Source organism: Microvirga arvi (assembly GCF_016892765.1).
Classification (GTDB): Bacteria; Pseudomonadota; Alphaproteobacteria; order Rhizobiales; family Beijerinckiaceae; genus Microvirga; species Microvirga arvi.
The window spans coordinates 56,706-75,733 of record NZ_JAFEMD010000015.1; the positions used below are offsets into that span (position 1 = coordinate 56,706).

Here is a 19,028-nt window from a genome sequence, read left to right on the forward strand (position 1 = left end):
TCAACCCTCGGCCTTGCGGTTCACATCCCGGGCCTCAAGATAGCGAGACACGGCCGCTCCGATCGTCGGGAAGAACCGCGTTTCGTCGAACCATGCCTGCAGGCCGAACCTCTTCAGCTTATCCTTGACCGGGTCCTTCAGTTCGGCGAAGCAAAACTCGATACCCTTCGCCTGCAAGGCCTGATCGAGCTCGGTTAAAGCATCGGCGGCGGTTACATCGATGCTGGTGACGGGCGCCGCCGCGACCACGACGCTTCGAACAGGAGTTGGCGATTCCGCCACTGCGGCGAGAACGCGTTCGCGGAACAGTTCCGCGTTGGCGAAGAACAGAGGAGCGTCCCAGCGGAACAGGACGAGGCCAGGAATACGACGAGCCTCGGGGTAGCGTGTGACGTCATGATAGCCCTCGACGCCGGCAGGGCGGCCCAGGATCGCAGAGTAGGGACGCCAGCCGTCCCACAAGAACTCGATGGCCGCGATCACGATTGCTAAGCCGATCCCAGGAATGGCACCGAACACGGCCACGCCGACGAAGCAGGTGATCGACAGCCAGAATTCCCAGCGTTGGATGCGATAGATCCGCCTGAGATCCGTCACCTCGAACAATCCGATGGCGGAAGCGATGACGACGGCGGCCAAGGCCGCCGTAGGAAGGTTGCGCAGGAGGTTGGGAGCCACGAGCAGCAGCAGGGCAATGGTAAGCGCACCCGCAACGCTTGTCAGTTGCGTGCGGGCTCCGGCAGCCTCGGCGACAGGCGTACGCGAGCTGCTGCTGCTGATGGGAAATCCCTGGAAGAAGCCGGTCGCCAGGTTGGCGGCACCAAGTCCCACCATCTCCTGGTTGGGATCGACTTTCGTGCCGAGCCGTGCGGCATAGGCGCGGGAGAGCACGCTGGTGTCGGCGAACGACACCAGGGCAACGGCGCAGCCCCCGATCAGCACGGGAACGATGTCGTTGACCCCGATCCAGGGGATTGCGAAGCCGGGAAGACCTTGCGGAAGCGATCCCAAGATCGCCACGCCATGGCGTTCCGCAAGATCGAGCGTGCCAACGAGGATGGCTGCACCGACCACAGCAACCAGGAGGCCGGGCACCCGCTTGCTGCCCCGCAGCAGCAGGATCACCACCAGCGTCGCGTTCCCAATTGCGAAAGCCGCCCAGTTCGTCCTGCCTTCCAGGATCGCTTCGCCAGTGGCCCACAGATCCCGCAGCGGTCCCGTAGTTTCGACCGAGAAGCCGAAAAGCTTGGGCAGCTGGCTGATCATCACAGTCAGGGCGATGCCGTTCATGTAGCCGTAGCGGATCGGCTTTGACAGGAGTTCGGTTACGAAGCCCAGACGTGCCATTCCAGCTAGGATGCACACCGTTCCCGATACGAGAGCCATCATGCCGCCCAGGGCGACGGCACGCTGCGGATCCCCGCCGGACAGCGGAAGCACGACGCCGAGGATGACGGCGGCAAGGGCCGAGTCCGGGCCGAGAACAAGGATGCGGCTCGGGCCAAACACGGCATAAACAAGCAACGGGACGATCGTGGCATAAAGGCCGCAGATCCCCGGCAGGCCGGACGCCACGGCGTAGGCGATTCCGACCGGAACCAGCATTGTCGCCAGCACCAGTCCGGCCACGAGATCGTGGCCCAACCATCCCGCCTCGTACCGGAGCAGGGTTTGCAATCCCGGCATCCAGCGCAGCCATCCATCGACATCACCAGTCGTGCCTTCGCTCGCGCGCGCGGTCGAGGCTGCCTCCCTCCATCCTGGCAAGGCCCCTTTGCGATCACGAGCGGCCATCCTGTTCCGCCCTCCTGTGTCTCCGGCCGCGCAGTCTTCAATACCGTGACGGCACGATGTGCGTTGCGGGCAGCCCGTCTTCGGCTCCCTTCGGCCGCGGCTCGGCCTTCGGCACCTTTGGCAGCTCGACTTTGACCTTCTTGTAAGGGATCTGGCCGAGCATGTGCGCGATCAGATTCAGTCTGGCCCGACGCTTGTCGTCCGAGGGCACGATGTACCAGGGGCAGCTCGACGTGTCGGTTCCACGCAGCATGCTCTGATAGGCGAGGGTGTAGTCCCACCAGCGGCGCACCGACTCGGTATCCATCGGGCTGAGCTTCCAATGCTTCACGGGGTCGTCGATGCGGTCGGCGAACCGCCGGCGCTGCTCATCCTGGCTGACATCGAGAAAGTATTTGAGCAGGATGATGCCATTGTCGACGATCTCCTGCTCGAAGGACGGCACGAGGCGCATGAAACGCTCGTATTCGTCGTCACCGCAGAAGCCCATCACGCGCTCGACCCCAGCACGGTTGTACCAGGACCGGTCGAACAGGACGATCTCGCCGGCTGCCGGGAAGTGGGCAATGTAGCGCTGAATGTAGAGCTGGCTCTTTTCGCGCTCGGTCGGCGCCGGCAGGGCAACATGCCGGAAAACCCGGGGGCTGACCCGCTGGGTGATCCGACTGATCACCCCGCCTTTTCCGGCCGTGTCCCGGCCTTCGAAGATCACGATGATCCTGGCGCCTGTCGCCTTGACCCAGGTTTGCAGGCGCACGAGCTCCACCTGGAGCCGTCTCAGCTCGCTCTCGAATTCCTTTCGCTTCATGGCTGGAGCCGGATCATTCGTCTCTTCGGCAGCGGTTTGCTTCTGCTTCAAGGCGTCTCGTTGGTTCATCGCAGACTCCTTCCGTCATTGCTTTGCATGACTGGATCAAGAACGCCTCATTGCGTCTTTGCCTGACCATTCGGCCGCATCTCCACTAGCAATGGGCTTTGCCGCCACCACAAGGCCAACAGGAATGATCCGAGCAGTTGCACGAGCCCATAAGCCAGCACCGCCGTAACGGCGGATGGACCGGCAAAACCGCCGGCTGTGATGACCAAGCCAAGGCCGACGTTGCGGATTGAGGTTGTGAGCGCCACTGCCCTGCGGGCCTCGTCTCGGCGCCCGCCCGCACACCAACCAGCCCCAAGGCTGACGCCCAGCAGCATCAGCATGGCGAGAATCCCGCCAAGCCGGATGTCCAGCAGTTGCGGAAGATACGCGGTGAGGATCGCAGCCAGGGTTGCCGCATTGAGAACCTTGCCGACGGCAACTGCCGGGGCGAGCAGGCTCGCGGCCCAATCCGGCCGCCAATGGTTGACAGCGAGCCCCGCGCACAGGGGGAGGAACTGGCTCAACAGAATGGCTCCGAGCATTCCGGAGGGATCCACATGCAGGTCCGCTCCCTGCGTGGTGAGGGGCAGAAGAAGGGACAAAAGAAGGGGAGCCATGAGCATCGACGACCCCGCCAGGATCACCATCAATCCTACGGAGGTTGCGGTCTCTCCTCGGGCGAGGGCTGTCAGGGGTGGGCCATAGGGCGCGCCCGGGCATACGGCGAGGATCAGGATGCCGGCGGCAGCCATGGGATCGGCATCCACGAGGACGATGAGAAGAACGGCGGCACAGGGGACGACCATGTAGTTCGCCAGGCCAGCGCCAAGAAGCATCCGCCGCGCGCGCGCCGCACGGATGACGTCCCTGAAACCGACGCTAAGGCCCGTTGCAAACATCATCTCGATCAGCGTGATGGCGACGAGAACGCTGATCAGCTGGTTTAGGCCCATCCGCAGTCCTCCATGGTCCGCTCGGGTCCGGATCTCCATGCCGGCCTGCACGGGCCTATCATCATTGCGCGGATTGATCCGAAGGGCTTGACGCTTTGAGACAAGTCCTTGACCAGATCGGACATGAAGCCAAGCAAGCTTCACCAAATCGCCTCAATTGGAGGTTAACCAATATAACACTTATCAGAGGCCGAATTGCTCGATGCTGCTCTGAGCCTTGTTTCTCGCTGACGCGTTCGATCATGCCTGCCGTGCAGTTCCGCGGTAACCGTTAGAAGTTGACCTCTGAGAATTTGGCGAGGCGGCCATGACGATGACCAAAAGCATCGTGACTCCGTTCACGAGTACCGGCCGAGAGAAGATTGAATCAGTCTCACCGGACATTCCGGCGGAACCCAGGCGGACGCTCCCCCCCGGCTACATCCACCTAGGGGTTGCCAAGGAGATCGTCCCGACCCTCCGGGACTTCGGCCTCGATCCCGATCCGATCATCCGAGAGGCCGGGCTCAATCCGCTCCTGTTCGACGATGGCGCGAATGTGATCCCCCATGCAGCCTTGGGCCGACTGCTCACCCTGAGCGTAGCCCGCACCAAATGTCCTCATTTCGGGCTGCTGGTCGGTCGGCGCGCCACGATCCTCTCCCTCGGCATGGTCGGGCGCCTGATGCAGCATTCTGAGACGGTAGGCGACGCCTTGCGTGCGCTCGTGTCAAACCTCAGCATCCAGAACCGGGGCGCCGTGCCGTCGCTCAACATCAGCCAGGGCATGGCCCTTTTCACCTATTTGGTTTATCAGTCCGATGCTGAGAGTGCTGACCAGATCTCGGACGGAGCCATTGCGGTCACCGTCAACGCTATGCGCGCCCTATGCGGATCTGACTGGAAACCGGCCGAGGTGCTGCTGCCCCGGGCCACCCCGACGGATCTGGAGCCGTACCGGCGCCATTATCGGGCTCCCGTCAGGTTCAACCAGGAGATTGCAGCAATTGTTTTTCCAGCCTGCGACCTGAACCTTCGGATCGCCGGGGCCGACTCCGTGGTGCGCGCCCTGCTGGAGGAGCGGCTCGAGCAAATGAAGGGCGATCCAGGATCCGAGTTCTCGGACGACATTCGGCGGTTGCTGCGCACGCGTCTGACCAGCCATCACTGCTCGGCTGACGACATCGCCGACCTGCTGGCGATGCACCGCCGCACCCTGAGCCGGCGCCTCAAGGACGGCGGCATGGGCTACCGGGCGATTGCCAATGAGGTCCGGTTCGAGATTGCGCGTCAATTGCTGCAGGACACTCAGGTGCCACTCGGGCAGATCGCGGCTGCGCTCGGCTATTCGGAGGCCAGCGCCTTTACGCGAGCGTTCCGACGCTGGTCGGGTCGGACGCCTAAGGCTTGGCGAGGTGACGGCCACTCGAACTGACGCGCAGGCGGCCAAAACTGTCAAGCGATTGTCCCGGCCAGTCAAGCAATGGGCTCTGGCGGACCTAAAGTGATCCTGCGGGCTGTTGATCCGGCGGGGCGCACGGGTGTTCCCACCGTTTCGCTCCCAGAAGAACTCCAGGGAGGATCACACGATGAACCGACGGATCTCTTCGCATTCGAGCGCTGTGCCCACAAAGTCCGCGTTAGCGCTGCTCGCCGCCATGGCCATCACGGGTGCTCCTGCGCCCGCCGTATGGGCGGCGGAGGGACAGGCCGAGACCATTCTGAAAGCCATGGCCGATTACGTCAGCCGTCAGGAGAACCTATCGCTGAAGTACGATGCCGATGTCGAAGTCGTGACCCCGGCCGTTGAGAAGATCCAGTTCAGCGCCTCGGGCGACATCACCCTGAACCGTCCGAACAAGTTCCGCGTCAGCCGCATCGGCGGCTACGCCGATGTCGAATTGATCTCAGATGGGTCGAATGTGACGGTCTATGACCGTGGCGGCAACAGGTTCGCCCAGGTTCCTGCAGCGGGGACGTTCGATGAGGTTGTCGACAGGCTTCGAACCGAGGCTCCGCTCGAACTTCCAGGGGCTGATCTCCTGCTGGCGAAGCCCTACGAGGAGTTGATGGCTGGCGTGCTGGAGGCAAAGCATGTCGGACGCGGGGTCGTCGAGGGCGTTGAGTGCGAGCATCTCGCCTTTCGCAACCTCGACACCGACTGGCAGATCTGGGTAGAGGTCGGCGACCGGCCGGTGCCGCGCAAATATGTCATTACGAGCAAGGCGGTCGGCTCAGCGCCCCAATACACATTGCGGCTGCGGGATTGGAAGATTGGCGTCAGCCCGGCACCGGATGCGTTCGCGTTCAAGCCACCGCAAGGCTCCAGCGGCGTCGCGATCACTCTCCTCAACGACATCGATGACATTCCAGCAGGCGTGATTCCCGGAGGTGCCAAATGACTAACCTCAAGCCGATACGTCTTGCGGGGGTCGCGTTGCTGGCCGCCGGCGCGGCTCTCCTATGGGCCGGCGACAGACCCGTTTCGCCTGGCTCGTTCATCAGCCAGGCGGAGGCAAGGGTTGGCCGTCCCGCGACGCCCATGAGCTATGCTGGAGTGGCCAGGCGGACCACCCGCAGGAGTGTCGCCTATGGGGCGGCTGCTGGCGCCGCTGCGGCCGGAGCGTACTACTACGCCGCCCCAGGTTGCCAGCAGGTTGTGAACTCCTACGGCCAGATCGTCTACCGCTGCCCGTAGCTGAACCTGATGGATAGGAGCGCATTGTGGGTTCAATCCAAACGCGGATTTTGGCCGGCACTTTATGGGGACTGATGTTCCTGATCATTGTTCAGGCCGGTGCAGGTCCGGCCCGCGCCCAAGCTGCTCCGGCAAATCCTCCGCCGCAGGTTCAGGAGCTTCTCCGGCTGATGGATGATCCGGCCACTCGTGCGTGGATCGACCAGCAGAAACCGCCGGCAATCCCAAGCGATACGACCTCACCGCAACCGCAGGCTATGAACTCCGAATTGCTGGCGACGCGCGTCGAGGCGATGCGCGCGCATCTGGCTGCTCTCGCAGCCGCGGTGCCTCGCTTGCCCCAAGAGGTCAAGCGGGCCGCCGGTCTGCTGTCGCAGGAGCTTCAAAGCCGATCCATCTTCGATGTTGCTCTCCTCGTGCTCGGCTTCCTCGGCCTCGGCGCCGGAGCCGAATGGATCCTCAGGAGAGTGACGGCGTCCGCGCGCCAGCGGTCCCTGTCCCGTCCGGTCGAAACAGCGAATGAGCGCGTGCGAATGATCGCCATGCATCTGGTGTTCGGCCTAGCCTATGTCGCACTTTTCGCGTTGGGAAGCATCGGTGCCTTCCTCGTCTTCGACTGGCCGCCGCTGCTGAGGCGGATCGTGCTCGCCTATCTGTTTGCGGCGTTTCTGTTGCGGTTTGCCCTCCTGATTGGCCGGGTCCTGCTCTCCCCCCGGGTGGTCGGCCACCACGATCCTGACGTTATTCGAGCCATTCCCATGACCGACGGATCGGCACGGTTCTGGTACCGCTACATCGTGCTGTTCGTTGGCTGGTTCGCGTTCGGATGGGCGACGATAGAGCTTGTGAGCACCCTTGGATTCTCGCCCGAAGGGCGCCAGCTGGTGGCGTACGTCCTGGGGATTGGTCTCCTGGCCATTGCGGTCGTGGCCGTCTGGCGACAGCCATCTCCTCCCGCGATTACCTCAGAGGCATCGGAACGATCTCGGCGTCACCATGCTCTCGGAACGTGGATGCTGTCGCTCTACCTCGTCGTTCTGTGGGGATTGTGGGTCGCGGGCCTGATGCGCGTGTTCTGGCTGCTGGTCGTGGCTATCGTGCTGCCGCAAGCGGTGAGGATCACCAAACGTTCCGCCCGCCACCTGCTGCGGCCGCCTGAGGGTGCGGAGGCCGCCAATCATCACGAACTCGGGGCTGTTTATCTGGATCGGGGTATCCGGGCTCTTCTGATCGTCGGGGCTGCCCTGTTTCTCGGCTGGGTCTGGGGGATCGACCTGGGCGAGATGACCAGCCGCGACACGGCTGTGACTCGGCTGGTGCGGGGCGCCTTGAGCAGCATTGTGATCCTGCTGGTGGCCGACCTCCTCTGGCAGGTATTGAGGACACAGATCGACCAGCGTCTGTTGACCTTGCAGGCTGCGGCCCCGCCGGGCAGCGAGGCTGCCTTGCGTCAGGCGCGGATTCGGACCTTGCTGCCGATGTTCCGGATGGCTGCGTTCATCGCCCTGGCCACAGTGGCCGTGCTGATGGCTCTCTCGTCACTGGGGGTGGAGATCGGCCCGCTGATCGCAGGCGCGGGGATTTTCGGCGTTGCGATCGGATTTGGATCGCAGACTTTGGTCAAGGACGTCATCAGCGGCATCTTTTATCTGCTCGACGATGCCTTCCGGGTCGGCGAGTACATCCAGAGCGGCAGCTATAAAGGCACTGTGGAGAAGCTCGGCTTCCGTTCAGTGAAACTGCGGCACCATCGCGGCCCTGTCTTCACGGTCCCGTACGGACAACTCGGGGCGGTCGAGAACATGAGCCGCGACTGGGTTATCGATAAGATGACCATCAATGTCACCTACGATACCGATCTCGAAAAGGCTAAGAAGGTCATCAAGCAGGTGGGTAAAGACCTCGCGGCAGATCCGGAATGTGCGCCCAATATCATCGAGCCGCTCAAGATGCAGGGCGTGGAGCAGTTCGGCGAGTTCGCCATCCAGTTGCGCATGAAGATGATGACACGTCCGGGCGAGCAATTTGTGATCCGGCGCAAGGCCTACGGGATGCTCAAGAAGGTCTTCGAGGAAAATGGGATCAAGTTCGCTTTCCCGACGGTGCAGGTGTCAGGACGCGACGACGCCGAGCCGGCCGCTGCGCATCAGGCGCTCAAGCTCATCAAAACCGCGCCACCGGAATAGTCCGGATGGGCTCAAAGCCCATCCTCGATCACCAATTGTCAAGAGGAAGTCTCAAGCGATCAAGCAGGCGGATGGAGGAGGCTAGAATGTGGCCGATCGGACAGCACCAAGGCTGGCAGGAGGGGGAAGGAGCCATGGAGATGCCACCCACCAGCAGGGTAGACGGACCGTACTCATCCCACAACACGGGCCCCTTCATCCAGGATCTGCGTCGCGTGCTCCGGATTGAACTGCTCAGGGACACCTGCTCCGCCGTCACGGTCGCCCGTCTCTTCTCGATGCATCGGCGCACCTTGAACCGTCACCTGCGCATTGAGGGCCTCGCGTTCCGGCAGGTCGCCAATGAGGTTCGATTCGAGATTGCGTGCGAGCTGCTGGAGAATACGGACATGGCGCTGAGTCAGATCGCGGCGGTCCTGCGATACTCCGAGCTAAGCGCCTTCACGCGGGCCTTCAGGCGATGGTCAGGACAAACCCCTTCAGCGTGGCGTAGCGCCCATCCACGAATTCAGAAACCGCGACGGCTCCGGAAAAGGCGCCGTCTCAGTCTGTACCTCGCTGAACGCTCAGCCCAGTCGAACAAATATCCGTGATCAAGTCTTCCCGCGGGCAGCAGGAATCGAGCCATGCGACTCCTCCAAGAGCGGCCGGAGGCTGCTCCCGCTCATTTCCCACATGGCAGTCCAAAACTGTCAATCCGGTGGCCCAACGGGTCAAGCAGCAGCGTTGGAAGCGACCATACTCGGCCTGCAAGACAAGCCGAGCTTTCACGGACATGGGATTAAGTCCCGCTCCTGCAGGTCTCTTCGCACACTCGGCCACCAATGGCGACAGCCCATCGCGTGCATAATGGGGAGGCAATCATGACGGTTGCAGTTACAGTCCACGACGGGTCTCAGCACGGCCAGCGGCAACATGACAAGTATGATCGGCTGGTAGCGGCCGCGCAATCCGTCTCGAGACTGAAGGTTGCGGTGGTGCACCCCTGCGATCAGGCCTCCCTGAGTGCGGTGCTTGAGGCGGACGGGCTCGGCCTTATCGAGCCGATCCTCGTCGGGCCGCGGCCCAAGATCATGGCCGCGGCGGAGGCGCTCGGCAAAGACATCTCCATGATGCGCATCGTCGAAGCCCCACACAGCCATGCGGCGGCGGAGGCTGCTGTCGACCTCGTGCGATCCGGCCAAGCCGAGGCGCTAATGAAGGGCAGCCTGCACACGGACGAACTCATGGGCGCCGTGGTCCGCCGCGAGGGCGGATTGCGGACTGCGCGTCGGATCAGCCATTGCTTCGTCATGGACGTGCCCGGGCACGACACCGCGCTCATCATCACCGATGCTGCCGTCAACATCGCGCCGACACTGGAGGACAAGGTCCACATCGTCCAGAACGCCATCGACCTGGCCCGGGCGTTGCGGGTCGACCAGGTGCGAGTGGCGATTCTGTCGGCCATGGAGACGGTCAACCCGAAGGTGCCCTCGACCATTGAGGCCGCAGCGCTTTGCAAGATGGCCGACCGTGGCCAGATCACAGGTGGGATCCTCGACGGTCCTCTCGCGCTCGACAATGCCATCGATCTCGGTGCTGCGACTATCAAGAAGATCCAGTCGCCGGTGGCCGGGCAGGCAAACGTGCTCGTGGTTCCGGATCTCGAAGCCGGCAATATGCTCGCCAAGAGCCTGACCTTTCTGGCCGACGCGGATGCCGCCGGCATCGTGCTGGGAGCCCGCGTTCCGATTATCCTCACGAGCCGGGCCGACTCAAACATCACCCGGCTCGCCTCCTGCGCCATCGCCTCGCTTGTGGCTGACGCGCAGCGCACCCGGCTCGCCATCCCGGAGGTTTGAGCTATGATCCCCGTCCTCATCGTTCTCAACGCAGGGTCGTCGAGCCTCAAGTTCCAGGTCTTTGACCTGCAGGACGGCGAGGAGCCGCGGCTCGTCTGGAAGGGCCTCTATGAAGGGCTTGGGGGATCGGCGCATTTCCTGGTCAAGGACACGAACAGCGCACTCCTCGACGAGATGACGTGGGGTTCCGGGGATCGGTTCGGGCACGAGGAAGCTTTGATTCACCTCGTCTCGTGGTTGAGCCAGTTTAAGGACGACCGCAAGCCCGTGGCCATCGGGCATCGTGTCGTCCATGGCGGCGAGGCTTTCTCCAGCCCGGTTCTGGTCGACGAAGCCATTATCAAGAAGCTTGAAACGTTGGTGCCGCTCGCACCTCTGCACCAACCCCACAACCTGGAGCCGATTAGGATCGTTCGGCGGCGCCTTCCGGGGATGCCGCAGGTTGCCTGCTTCGACACGGCCTTCCACCAGACGCAGTCTGATATCGCGAGCCTGTTCGCATTGCCGCGCGAGATGCGCGAGAGCGGCGTGCGGCGCTACGGTTTCCATGGATTGTCCTACGACTACATCGCGTCCGTCCTGAAGGATTACGATCCACGCCTGAAAGAGGGCAGGGTGATCGTGGCGCATCTCGGCAACGGTGCGAGTCTCTGCGCCTTCAAGGATGGCGTCAGCATTGCGACGACGATGGGCTTCTCCGCCCTCGACGGCCTCCCGATGGGAACGCGCTGCGGTGCCATCGATGCCGGTGTCGTCTTCTTCATGTTGCGGGAGATGAAGCTCAGCCCGGAAGCCGCCGAGCGCATGCTCTACACCAAGTCCGGACTTCTCGGCGTTTCGGGTCTATCGAATGACATGCGCGTGCTGCGGACGAATGCCGGAACCAATGCGGATGCCAAGCGCGCCATCGACCTCTTTGTCTACCGCATCACGCGTGAAATCGGATCGCTGGTCGCGGCACTCGGTGGCCTTGATGGGCTCGTCTTCACGGCCGGAATCGGCGAGAACGACGTGGCCACTCGCGCTGAGGTGATCGCCGGACTCGCATGGGCCGGTCTCACCCTCGACGCGGCCGCCAACAGCGCCGGAGGACCACGGATTTCCACCGGCTCCGGCCCAACGGCCTGGGTCATCCCCACCAACGAGGAACTGGTGATCGCACGGCAGACGCGGAGCGTGCTCGGCGCTGCGCAGGCCCGGCTCGCATCCTGAAAAGGGAGACTGACGTTATGGTGACGTTGAAGACCAAGCCAGACGAATCCAAGGCGCAGCAAGTGCTCGGTGACGAGACGTTCATGTCAGCGGCCGACTTGCGCAACTACATGACCGAGATGCAAATGGCGAAAGCCATGAAGTCGGTCGACGGAATGGATAAGGCCGGCAAGGCGCGCGAGGAACTGATCAAGCGGCTGGCGGAGCCGCTCGATCTCACCCCTGATCGCTTGAAGGAGATTCTGCAGCCCCTGCGGGCAAAATTGCGGCTGGCGGCGGAGCGGGGTGAAACCGAGCTGATGGTGATGCGATTCCCCAACGCGCTATGCACCGACCATGGCCGCGCGATCAACAACGGGGATCCTGAATGGCCCGAATCCCTGACCGGGCGGCCGCGTCAGGCTTACGAGCTCTGGCGAGACCAGCTCAGGGAGGCCGGTTTCCGCCTGTCGGCGCAGATCATCGAGTGGCCGGGCGGTCTGCCTGGCGACATCGGTTTCTTCCTCAAATGGGGTGACAGCAAGCGATGACCTCATTCTGAAGCCCCTCTTATGCGGATGACAGCAATGCAAACGGGAACGCAGCAGGTCAAACAGAAGACCAGGCGCAACGACAGTCCAGCAGAGACATGGCTGGAGGAGCTCGCCCGTGCACAGGCGAAGGTCGCTCAAGTCTATCAGGAGCGGTGCACAAACGCCGTGCAGCATTATCTCGACGCGATGAAGGCCGCGAGCGAGCCATGGACGGATGCGTCCATGCGTTCGATGACGCCGCTGGATCTCTGGCGCGACGCCGGTTCGTATTGGGTCGATTTCACGCAACGCTCCATCCTGTTCTGGGACACGTTGCGCCAGCGCGGCAACAATTGGATCGACCATGAGAAGGCCGGCAAGCCGCCGCTGCTGGATTTCGAGTGGGAGACCATCGCCGACGCCCGCACCTTCAAACGTCCTGCCAACTACGCCCTCGTGCGCATCATCCCGCCAGACGGCACCAGGACCGATCCGGAGCGCCGGCCCTTCGTCATCATCGATCCGCGTGCCGGTCACGGGCCGGGTATCGGCGGGTTCAAGCAGGATTCGCAGGTCGGGGTGGCGCTCAAGGCGGGGCACCCGGTGTACTGCGTGATCTTCTTTCCCGAACCGGTTCCCGGACAGACCCTGGCGGATGTCTCGCGCGCCGAGGCCGAGTTCCTTCGCGTGGTCGGGGAGCGTCATCCGAAGACCCGCAAGCCGGTCGTGGTCGGCAACTGCCAGGGCGGCTGGGCCTCCATGCTGGTTGGCGCCATGGAGCCGGACCTCGTCGGCCCCATCGTCATCAACGGGGCCCCGATGTCGTACTGGGCTGGCAATGATGGCGAGAACCCGATGCGCTATGCCGGCGGCATTCTCGGCGGCACGTGGCCGGCGCTCTTCGCAAGTGATCTTGGCGCTGGCCAGTTCGACGGCGCCCACCTCGTCGAGAACTTCGAGTACCTCAACCCCGCCAACACGTACTTCGACAAATATTACACCCTCTTCTCCAAAATCGATACCGAGCCGGAGCGCTTCCTCGACTTTGAGCGCTGGTGGGGCGGCTTCTTCCTGATGGACCGGCAGGAGATCAGGTGGATCGTCGAGAACCTGTTCGTGGGGAACAATCTCGCGGACGGCGAGGCGGAATGGTCCGAGGGGCGTGCTTTCGACTTGCGGGCGATTCAAACACCCATCATCGTGTTCGCCTCGCTCGGCGACAACATCACGCCGCCGCAACAGGCATTCAATTGGGTCGCGGACATCTACCCGACCACGGAAGCCCTCAAGGCGAACGGTCAGGTGATCGTCGGCCTGATGCACGAGAGCGTCGGCCATCTCGGCATCTTCGTGTCCGGTGCGGTTGCCAAGCGCGAGCACACGCAGATCGTCGACCTCATCGAGTACATCGAACATCTTCCGCCGGGACTCTACGGCATGCAGGTCGAGGAGCAGAAGACGAACGGGAGCGTGCGCTACGACGTGCTGCTGACCGAGCGGCGGGTGGAGGATCTTCAGATCCTGCAGAAGTACGGCCGCAAGGACGAGATGCCGTTCAAAACGGTGGAGGCAACCTCTGAGGCGCTCGCCTCCACCTATGAAACCTTCGTGCACCCTCTCGTTTCAGCGATGGTGACACCTACGGGTGCTGCCATGAGGCGGGCCACGCATCCCCAACGGGCGCAGCGCTGGGCGGTCTCGGATCTCAATCCCTTCCTATGGCCGCTCAGAGGCATGGCCGACATGGCCCGCGCGAACCGGTCACCGCGCGACAACGATGGCCCGATGGTCCGAATGGAGCGCTTGACGGCCGCTGCCACCTCCGCTTCGTGGGATCTCTATCGCGACCTGCGCGATGCATCTGTCGAAAACACCTTCTTTCGCACTTATGGCCCAGTCAGCATCGGCCTCGCCGCAGCGGACAAGGAAGAGACTGTCGAGGAGCCCGTCGACGCGCGGAATGCTCCCATGGTCAAGGAGGCGCTGGCGCATATCGAGGAGGGCGACCGGACGAAGGCGATGGTCCGGACGGCGCTCCTGCTGATGAAGGCCGGCACCGGTCGACGCAGGCTTTCGACCATGAAACGGGCGCGCGAACTCGTCGGACGGGAGATTGGTCTTCTCGACATGCCGGCGGACGCTGCCCAGGAGATCATCCGCTCGCAATCCTACATCGTCGACTTCGAACCGGTGAAGGCGCTCACGGCACTTCCGAAGCTCCTGCGGACCTCCGCAGACCGGCGCAAGCTGCTCGATCTCCTTGACCGCTTGGAGGGCCAGATCGAGGCCAACGAGAAGCAGCTCATCCTGCTCGGCGAGATCCGGCGCCTCCTCGCCGAAGACAACACAGACGACAAGACGAAAGTCGAGCTCATTACCGTGGCGCCGGCGGAAAGAGGGGCTGAAGACCGCCCCGAGGTGGCGGCGAGGCGAGGATCCGCTCGTCACACCGGTGACAAACGACGCACGAGAGCAAGGTCATGAACGATCAACCGAATGAACTGACCAAAGCTGCCATTCAATCGAAGATCCTCCACGGCAAGCGCGCCCTCGTCATGGGCATCGCGAACGGAAATTCGATCGCCTTCGGCTGCGCGCGGGTCTTCCGCCAGCTCGGGGCCGATCTCGCGGTGACCTACCTCAACGAAAAGGCCCGGCCGCATGTCGAGCCGCTTGCCAAGGAACTCGGGGCTTCGATCTTTGCACCTTGCGACGTGGCTCAGAGCGGCCAGCTCGAGGCCGTGTTCAGGCAGATCCGCGAGACCTGGGGCAGCCTCGACATTGCGCTCCATTCCATTGCCTTCGCACCGAAGGAGGATCTTCAGGGGCGGCTCGTCGACAGTTCCGACGAGGGATTCAAGGTGGCGATGGACATCTCCTGCCATTCCTTCGTGCGCATGGCGCGGCTCGCCGAACCGCTGATGCCCGACGGCGGGACGCTTCTGGCGATGAGCTATCACGGCGCCAACAAAGTCGTTCCGAATTACAACCTCATGGGCCCGGTGAAGGCAGCCTTGGAGAGCGCAGTCCGCTACCTCGCATATGAATTGGGGGACAAACACATCCGGGTGCACGCCGTCTCGCCTGGCCCTCTCAAGACCAGGGCGGCCTCCGGCCTGAAGGACTTTGACGTTCTTCTCACCGAAGCCATCGAGCGGGCGCCCATCGGCGAACTCGTCGATATCGATGACGTGGGACTGACGGCCGCGTACCTGACCACGCCGTTCGCCCGGCGCCTCACCGGAACGACTACCTATGTCGACGGCGGGCTCAGCATCATGGCCTGATGGGTTCGTTTTGATGAGAGAAGAACAACAACAGGAGGTGCTGATGACTTCAAGTCTCTGGCCCCTGAAGCAATTCGAAGGCATCGTCACGTTCGAACCGGTGCCTAAGCGTTCCTGGGAGTGTCGCTATGGCCTCATCGCTTAATCCTGCCGCTCCCCACCATCTACCGTCTTTCATCACCGCTCCCGGCGAGACGGATGTCCTGATGGTGGTCGTGGCCGTGTTCCTGGTCATCACCGTTCTGGCTGTAGGACTGCTGTTCCTGCGCTTGCATACCTTGCCGGAGCGCATGGCGCACAAGTCTCACAAACTGCAATTCGAGATCGTCGCCGTGTTGGGCCTGCTTGCCCTGTTCACACACATGCACATCTTCTGGGTGGCCGGTCTGCTACTGGCGCTAATCGATATTCCTGACTTCGGAAATCCTCTTCGCAGGATGGCCGGATCGCTCGAGAAGATCGCCGGCATGAGGCCGGGTGAGGGTGCCTACGAGGCGCCTGACGAGATTGGTGTCGACACGGAGCCAACCGAAGCTCCGGGCGAGCGTGAGGCTGAAGTGCCGAAGACGATCCCGTTGCCTCGGATGCCGAAGGAGCGGACCCATGCTTGAGCTTATTTTCTGCTCCCTGCTGACGATCTTTCCGGATTATCTCTATCGCCGCTTTGCCCAGGGCAAGCGCATCGGCAAGGAAATCACGCTCTTCTCGGTCTGGTTCGAGCTGAGATGGGGCATCATTGCGTGCCTGATGCTCACGATCGGGCTGATCACGGTGATCTTCTACAATCACCCTTCGACCACGAATGCCACGGCATTCTTCCGCACCATCCCAGTCCTACCCGAAACCAACGGGCGGGTCGCCGAGGTGTATGTCAGCTTCAGCGGCGAGGTCCAACAGGGCGCGCCGATCTTCAGGCTCGACAGCTCGGCCCAAGAGGCGGCGGTTGAATCTGCCAGGCGCAAGATAGCCGAGACCGATGCGGCGCTGGTCGTCGCGCGCACCGATGTCCTTGCCGCCGAGGCCAAGATCCAGGAGGCCAAGAGTTCCTATCAGCAGGCCGTGGACGAACTGGCAACCAAGCAGGAGATCTACCGTCGCAACCCGGGCGCCGTCGCCGTCAGGGATATCGAAAAACTCGAAGTTGTCGTGCAAGGGCGCCAGAGCACAATCGATGGCGCCATGGCCGCCAAGCAAACGGTCGAGGCGCAGATCTCGACTCTCCTGCCGGCCCAGAAGGCGAGCGCCCAGGCTGCTTTGGCTCAGGCCGAAGTGGATCTGGCGAAGACAGTCGTTCGCGCCGGTGTGAGCGGGCGGGTGGAGCAGTTCACCCTGCGGGTGGGCGACATCGTCAACCCGTTCATGCGTCCGGCCGGGATCCTGATCCCGGAGGGCGCCGGGCGGGGACGCCTGCAGGCCGGCTTCGGACAGATCGAGGCCCAGGTGATGAAGGTCGGCATGGTGGCCGAAGCCACCTGTGCCTCGAAGCCCTGGACGGTGATCCCGATGGTGGTGACGCAGGTGCAGGACTTCATCGCTGCCGGCCAGATCCGCAGCGGTGAGCAGCTGCTGGACGCACAGCAGGTCGTGCGGCCCGGCACGATCCTGGTCTATCTTGAGCCTCTCTACGAGGGTGGGTTTGATGGTGTCTCACCCGGCAGCTCTTGCATCGCCAATGCCTATACCAGCAATCACGACCTGATCGAGTCAGGCAACGTCAGCACCACGAGAGGCTTCATTCTTCACGCGGTGGATGCGGTCGGGCTCGTGCATGCCATGATCCTGAGGATTCAGGCGCTGGTGTTCCCGATCCAGACCCTCGTGCTCGGCGGACATTGAGAGCAACTTGGAAGAAGTGCTGTGGCGACGATCCTGTTCGAGCGAATCTCGGCTTCAGCCGCCTGGAACAGGTGAAAGCAACCCATTCACTCTGTCGAGCGCCAACCGCAAGGAGGATGACCCATGACCATCGTATCAACGAGATCCACGCTGTCTGACACGATGCGCAGCGCACAGGAATTCGCCCTGTCGAGCGGAACCAATCAGGCGCTGGCAAAGGCTGCAGAAGCCTGGTTCGGCGCGACTGCCGAATGCCAGCGCGAGATGATCGGCTTCGTGTCCATGCGGCTTGAGAAGGACGGCGATGCCACCCGCGAAATGATGGGCTGCAAGAACCTTGCGGACGTGGCGGCCATCCAATCCCGCTGGGTGGAAGAGACCTTGCGCGATTACAACGCCGAGACGACCAAACTGATGGCCATCTGCACAAAATCTGTCAACGGCGGAGCCCGCTCCAAGGAATGATGGCCTTCAATCGTCGCTCACCCGTCTGCCGGACGTGTTCGCGTCAGGCGCAATCTGCCATGCATTGGAGCCTGCGTCCGCACGATGCGCTAGTGAAACCGCCGCGCTGACTCCACGTCTCGGATGTGCACCAGCCGGTTGAGCTTGTGCTGATCCACGCCCAGTTCTCCCGCCCATTCGCTCAGGGCCGAACTGTATAGCTGAGCGAGGAAGCGCGTCGGGTTCTCCGCGCCCCCTTTGAGCCTCGCGAGCTCGCTGAGAGCTTGTTTCAGAATCGCACGATTTACGGGCATCGTCGCACCTCGTTCGAGAGTGAGCAATCTGCGTTCAAGAGCACTTACGGTCAAAGGTTCAAAAGGCTTACGAGGCAACCTGCCTCCCAAACGGCCGAGCTAGCCGGGCGCGGGCCGCCAAGAGCGAGAAACACTTGCAGAGGTGCGGGATCCCGCGACCCCTGCGTCACAAAATGCCAAGCGCTTGTCCCGGATGATCAAGCAGGCTCTCCCGACGGGATCACAATGATCCTCATCATGACGGCCTGCCTCGTGCCGTGCACCTGGCGGCGAAATGGAGGATGGCGATGAACAAGCTTCTATTGGCTTTCGGCGCCCTTTTGGCAGGCGCTCTTCTGATCCCAGATGTCGCTGACGCCCAGCGCGGTGGTCGCGGCGGGGGTGGCTTCGGCGGCGGCGCCCGCATGGGCGGAGGCGGCTTCGGCGGTGGCGGCGCCCGCATGGGTGGGTTCAGGGGTGGCGGCTTCGGCGGCTCTCGGATGTATGTCCCGCGCGGCGGGGTCACCAGCGTCGGCAGCATCCGTAGCGGGGCGATTGCCGCTCGACCCGGCGTGCCAGGCCGCATGGCCGGCATCGGCCCGGGAGCCGGGGGCTTCCGTCAGGCGGCGATTAACAACCCTGGCCGCTACGGCAATCGAGGCGACTGGCGCTATGGCGTGCGGGGCGGGCGCTACCCCTATTACGGTGGACGCTATCCCTATTATGGCGGGCGCTATCCCTACTATGGCGGCTGGGGCTGGGGAGCCGCCGGGCTGGCCACCGGAGCGGTCATCGGGGCGGCGGCCACGTATCCGTACTACAACTATCCGTACTCCACGTATCCCTACTCCACGTACCAGACCCCGGTCGCGTCGGCGGACGGCGGCTATTGTGCGACCTCGGTCCGCACCTGCGCCTTGACCAGCGCGGCTCCGGTCGGGACCGGGTGCTCCTGCCGCACCTCAGGAGGCAGAGCCCGCGGCTCGGTCGTGGCAGGCTACTGACCTCAACACAACTAGGGGTGTCCGACGGACCGGAATGGAGCGATCTATCCGAGGCGGCGGACACCTTGGACCAGAGTGACTCTCGGTGTTGGGAACTTTCCGATGCCGGGCGTTGCAGGAGGGAACC

At 63.0% G+C, this 19,028-nt stretch carries 18 protein-coding genes; 14 read left to right on the plus strand and 4 right to left on the minus strand.

Going from position 1 to position 19,028, the window contains the following annotated elements; genetic code table 11:
* The 3 genes from ILT44_RS11460 to ILT44_RS11470 all read right to left on the minus strand — a co-directional run bounded on the left by ILT44_RS11460 (position 1) and on the right by ILT44_RS11470 (position 3,606).
* Positions 1-1,686, minus strand: coding sequence for a SulP family inorganic anion transporter (locus tag ILT44_RS11460; RefSeq protein ID WP_239468134.1), 1,686 nt, complete (start codon positions 1,684-1,686; stop codon positions 1-3).
* 145 nt (positions 1,687-1,831) lie between these two features.
* Complete coding sequence (ppk2, locus tag ILT44_RS11465; RefSeq protein WP_204239713.1) at positions 1,832-2,671, minus strand: polyphosphate kinase 2; 840 nt, start codon at positions 2,669-2,671, stop codon at positions 1,832-1,834.
* A gap of 47 nt (positions 2,672-2,718) precedes the next feature.
* On the minus strand, positions 2,719-3,606 hold the full coding sequence (locus tag ILT44_RS11470) for a bile acid:sodium symporter family protein (RefSeq protein ID WP_204239714.1): 888 nt from the start codon (positions 3,604-3,606) through the stop codon (positions 2,719-2,721).
* A gap of 307 nt (positions 3,607-3,913) precedes the next feature.
* Here ILT44_RS11470 and ILT44_RS11475 point away from each other — a divergent pair, with 307 nt between their 5' ends.
* From ILT44_RS11475 to ILT44_RS11535, 13 genes are all read left to right on the plus strand, one after another.
* Complete coding sequence (locus ILT44_RS11475; RefSeq protein WP_204239715.1) at positions 3,914-5,020, plus strand: AraC family transcriptional regulator; 1,107 nt, start codon at positions 3,914-3,916, stop codon at positions 5,018-5,020.
* A gap of 154 nt (positions 5,021-5,174) precedes the next feature.
* The gene (locus ILT44_RS11480) at positions 5,175-5,987 is read left to right on the plus strand and encodes a DUF2092 domain-containing protein (protein ID WP_204239716.1); all 813 of its coding nucleotides are present in this window, start codon (positions 5,175-5,177) and stop codon (positions 5,985-5,987) included.
* Complete coding sequence (locus ILT44_RS11485) at positions 5,984-6,283, plus strand: hypothetical protein (RefSeq protein WP_204239717.1); 300 nt, start codon at positions 5,984-5,986, stop codon at positions 6,281-6,283. The genes ILT44_RS11480 and ILT44_RS11485 overlap by 4 nt, the downstream gene beginning before the upstream one ends.
* A gap of 74 nt (positions 6,284-6,357) precedes the next feature.
* The gene (locus tag ILT44_RS11490) at positions 6,358-8,469 is read left to right on the plus strand and encodes a mechanosensitive ion channel family protein (RefSeq protein ID WP_204239718.1); all 2,112 of its coding nucleotides are present in this window, start codon (positions 6,358-6,360) and stop codon (positions 8,467-8,469) included.
* Between the two features lie 86 nt (positions 8,470-8,555).
* A complete protein-coding gene (locus ILT44_RS11495) occupies positions 8,556-9,062 on the plus strand; it encodes a helix-turn-helix domain-containing protein (RefSeq protein WP_204239719.1) in 507 nt (168 codons plus the stop codon).
* A gap of 270 nt (positions 9,063-9,332) precedes the next feature.
* A complete protein-coding gene (locus tag ILT44_RS11500) occupies positions 9,333-10,313 on the plus strand; it encodes a phosphate acetyltransferase (protein ID WP_239468118.1) in 981 nt (326 codons plus the stop codon).
* A 3-nt stretch (positions 10,314-10,316) separates the two neighbouring features.
* A complete protein-coding gene (locus ILT44_RS11505; protein ID WP_204239721.1) occupies positions 10,317-11,525 on the plus strand; it encodes an acetate/propionate family kinase in 1,209 nt (402 codons plus the stop codon).
* A gap of 17 nt (positions 11,526-11,542) precedes the next feature.
* On the plus strand, positions 11,543-12,055 hold the full coding sequence (locus tag ILT44_RS11510) for a hypothetical protein (protein ID WP_204239722.1): 513 nt from the start codon (positions 11,543-11,545) through the stop codon (positions 12,053-12,055).
* A gap of 36 nt (positions 12,056-12,091) precedes the next feature.
* Positions 12,092-14,521, plus strand: coding sequence for a DUF3141 domain-containing protein (locus tag ILT44_RS11515; protein ID WP_204239723.1), 2,430 nt, complete (start codon positions 12,092-12,094; stop codon positions 14,519-14,521).
* A complete protein-coding gene (gene fabI / locus ILT44_RS11520; protein WP_204239724.1) occupies positions 14,518-15,324 on the plus strand; it encodes an enoyl-ACP reductase FabI in 807 nt (268 codons plus the stop codon). Before ILT44_RS11515 ends, fabI begins: the two co-directional genes overlap by 4 nt.
* A gap of 128 nt (positions 15,325-15,452) precedes the next feature.
* Positions 15,453-15,935: a hypothetical protein gene (locus tag ILT44_RS11525; protein ID WP_204239725.1), complete on the plus strand. Its 483-nt coding sequence runs from the start codon at positions 15,453-15,455 to the stop codon at positions 15,933-15,935.
* Positions 15,928-17,160 carry an HlyD family secretion protein gene (locus ILT44_RS11530; protein ID WP_204239726.1) on the plus strand — a complete coding sequence of 411 codons (1,233 nt, stop codon included), beginning with the start codon at positions 15,928-15,930 and terminating at the stop codon, positions 17,158-17,160. The genes ILT44_RS11525 and ILT44_RS11530 overlap by 8 nt, the downstream gene beginning before the upstream one ends.
* Before the next feature lie 123 nt (positions 17,161-17,283).
* Complete coding sequence (locus tag ILT44_RS11535; RefSeq protein ID WP_204239727.1) at positions 17,284-17,625, plus strand: phasin family protein; 342 nt, start codon at positions 17,284-17,286, stop codon at positions 17,623-17,625.
* An 89-nt stretch (positions 17,626-17,714) separates the two neighbouring features.
* Here the strand turns inward: ILT44_RS11535 and ILT44_RS11540 are convergent, their stop codons facing one another.
* Complete coding sequence (locus ILT44_RS11540; protein WP_204239728.1) at positions 17,715-17,918, minus strand: hypothetical protein; 204 nt, start codon at positions 17,916-17,918, stop codon at positions 17,715-17,717.
* Between the two features lie 287 nt (positions 17,919-18,205).
* On the opposite strand from ILT44_RS11540, the gene ILT44_RS11545 reads away from it, so the two are divergent.
* Positions 18,206-18,901, plus strand: coding sequence for a hypothetical protein (locus tag ILT44_RS11545; RefSeq protein ID WP_204239729.1), 696 nt, complete (start codon positions 18,206-18,208; stop codon positions 18,899-18,901).
* Positions 18,902-19,028: the final 127 nt, after the last annotated feature.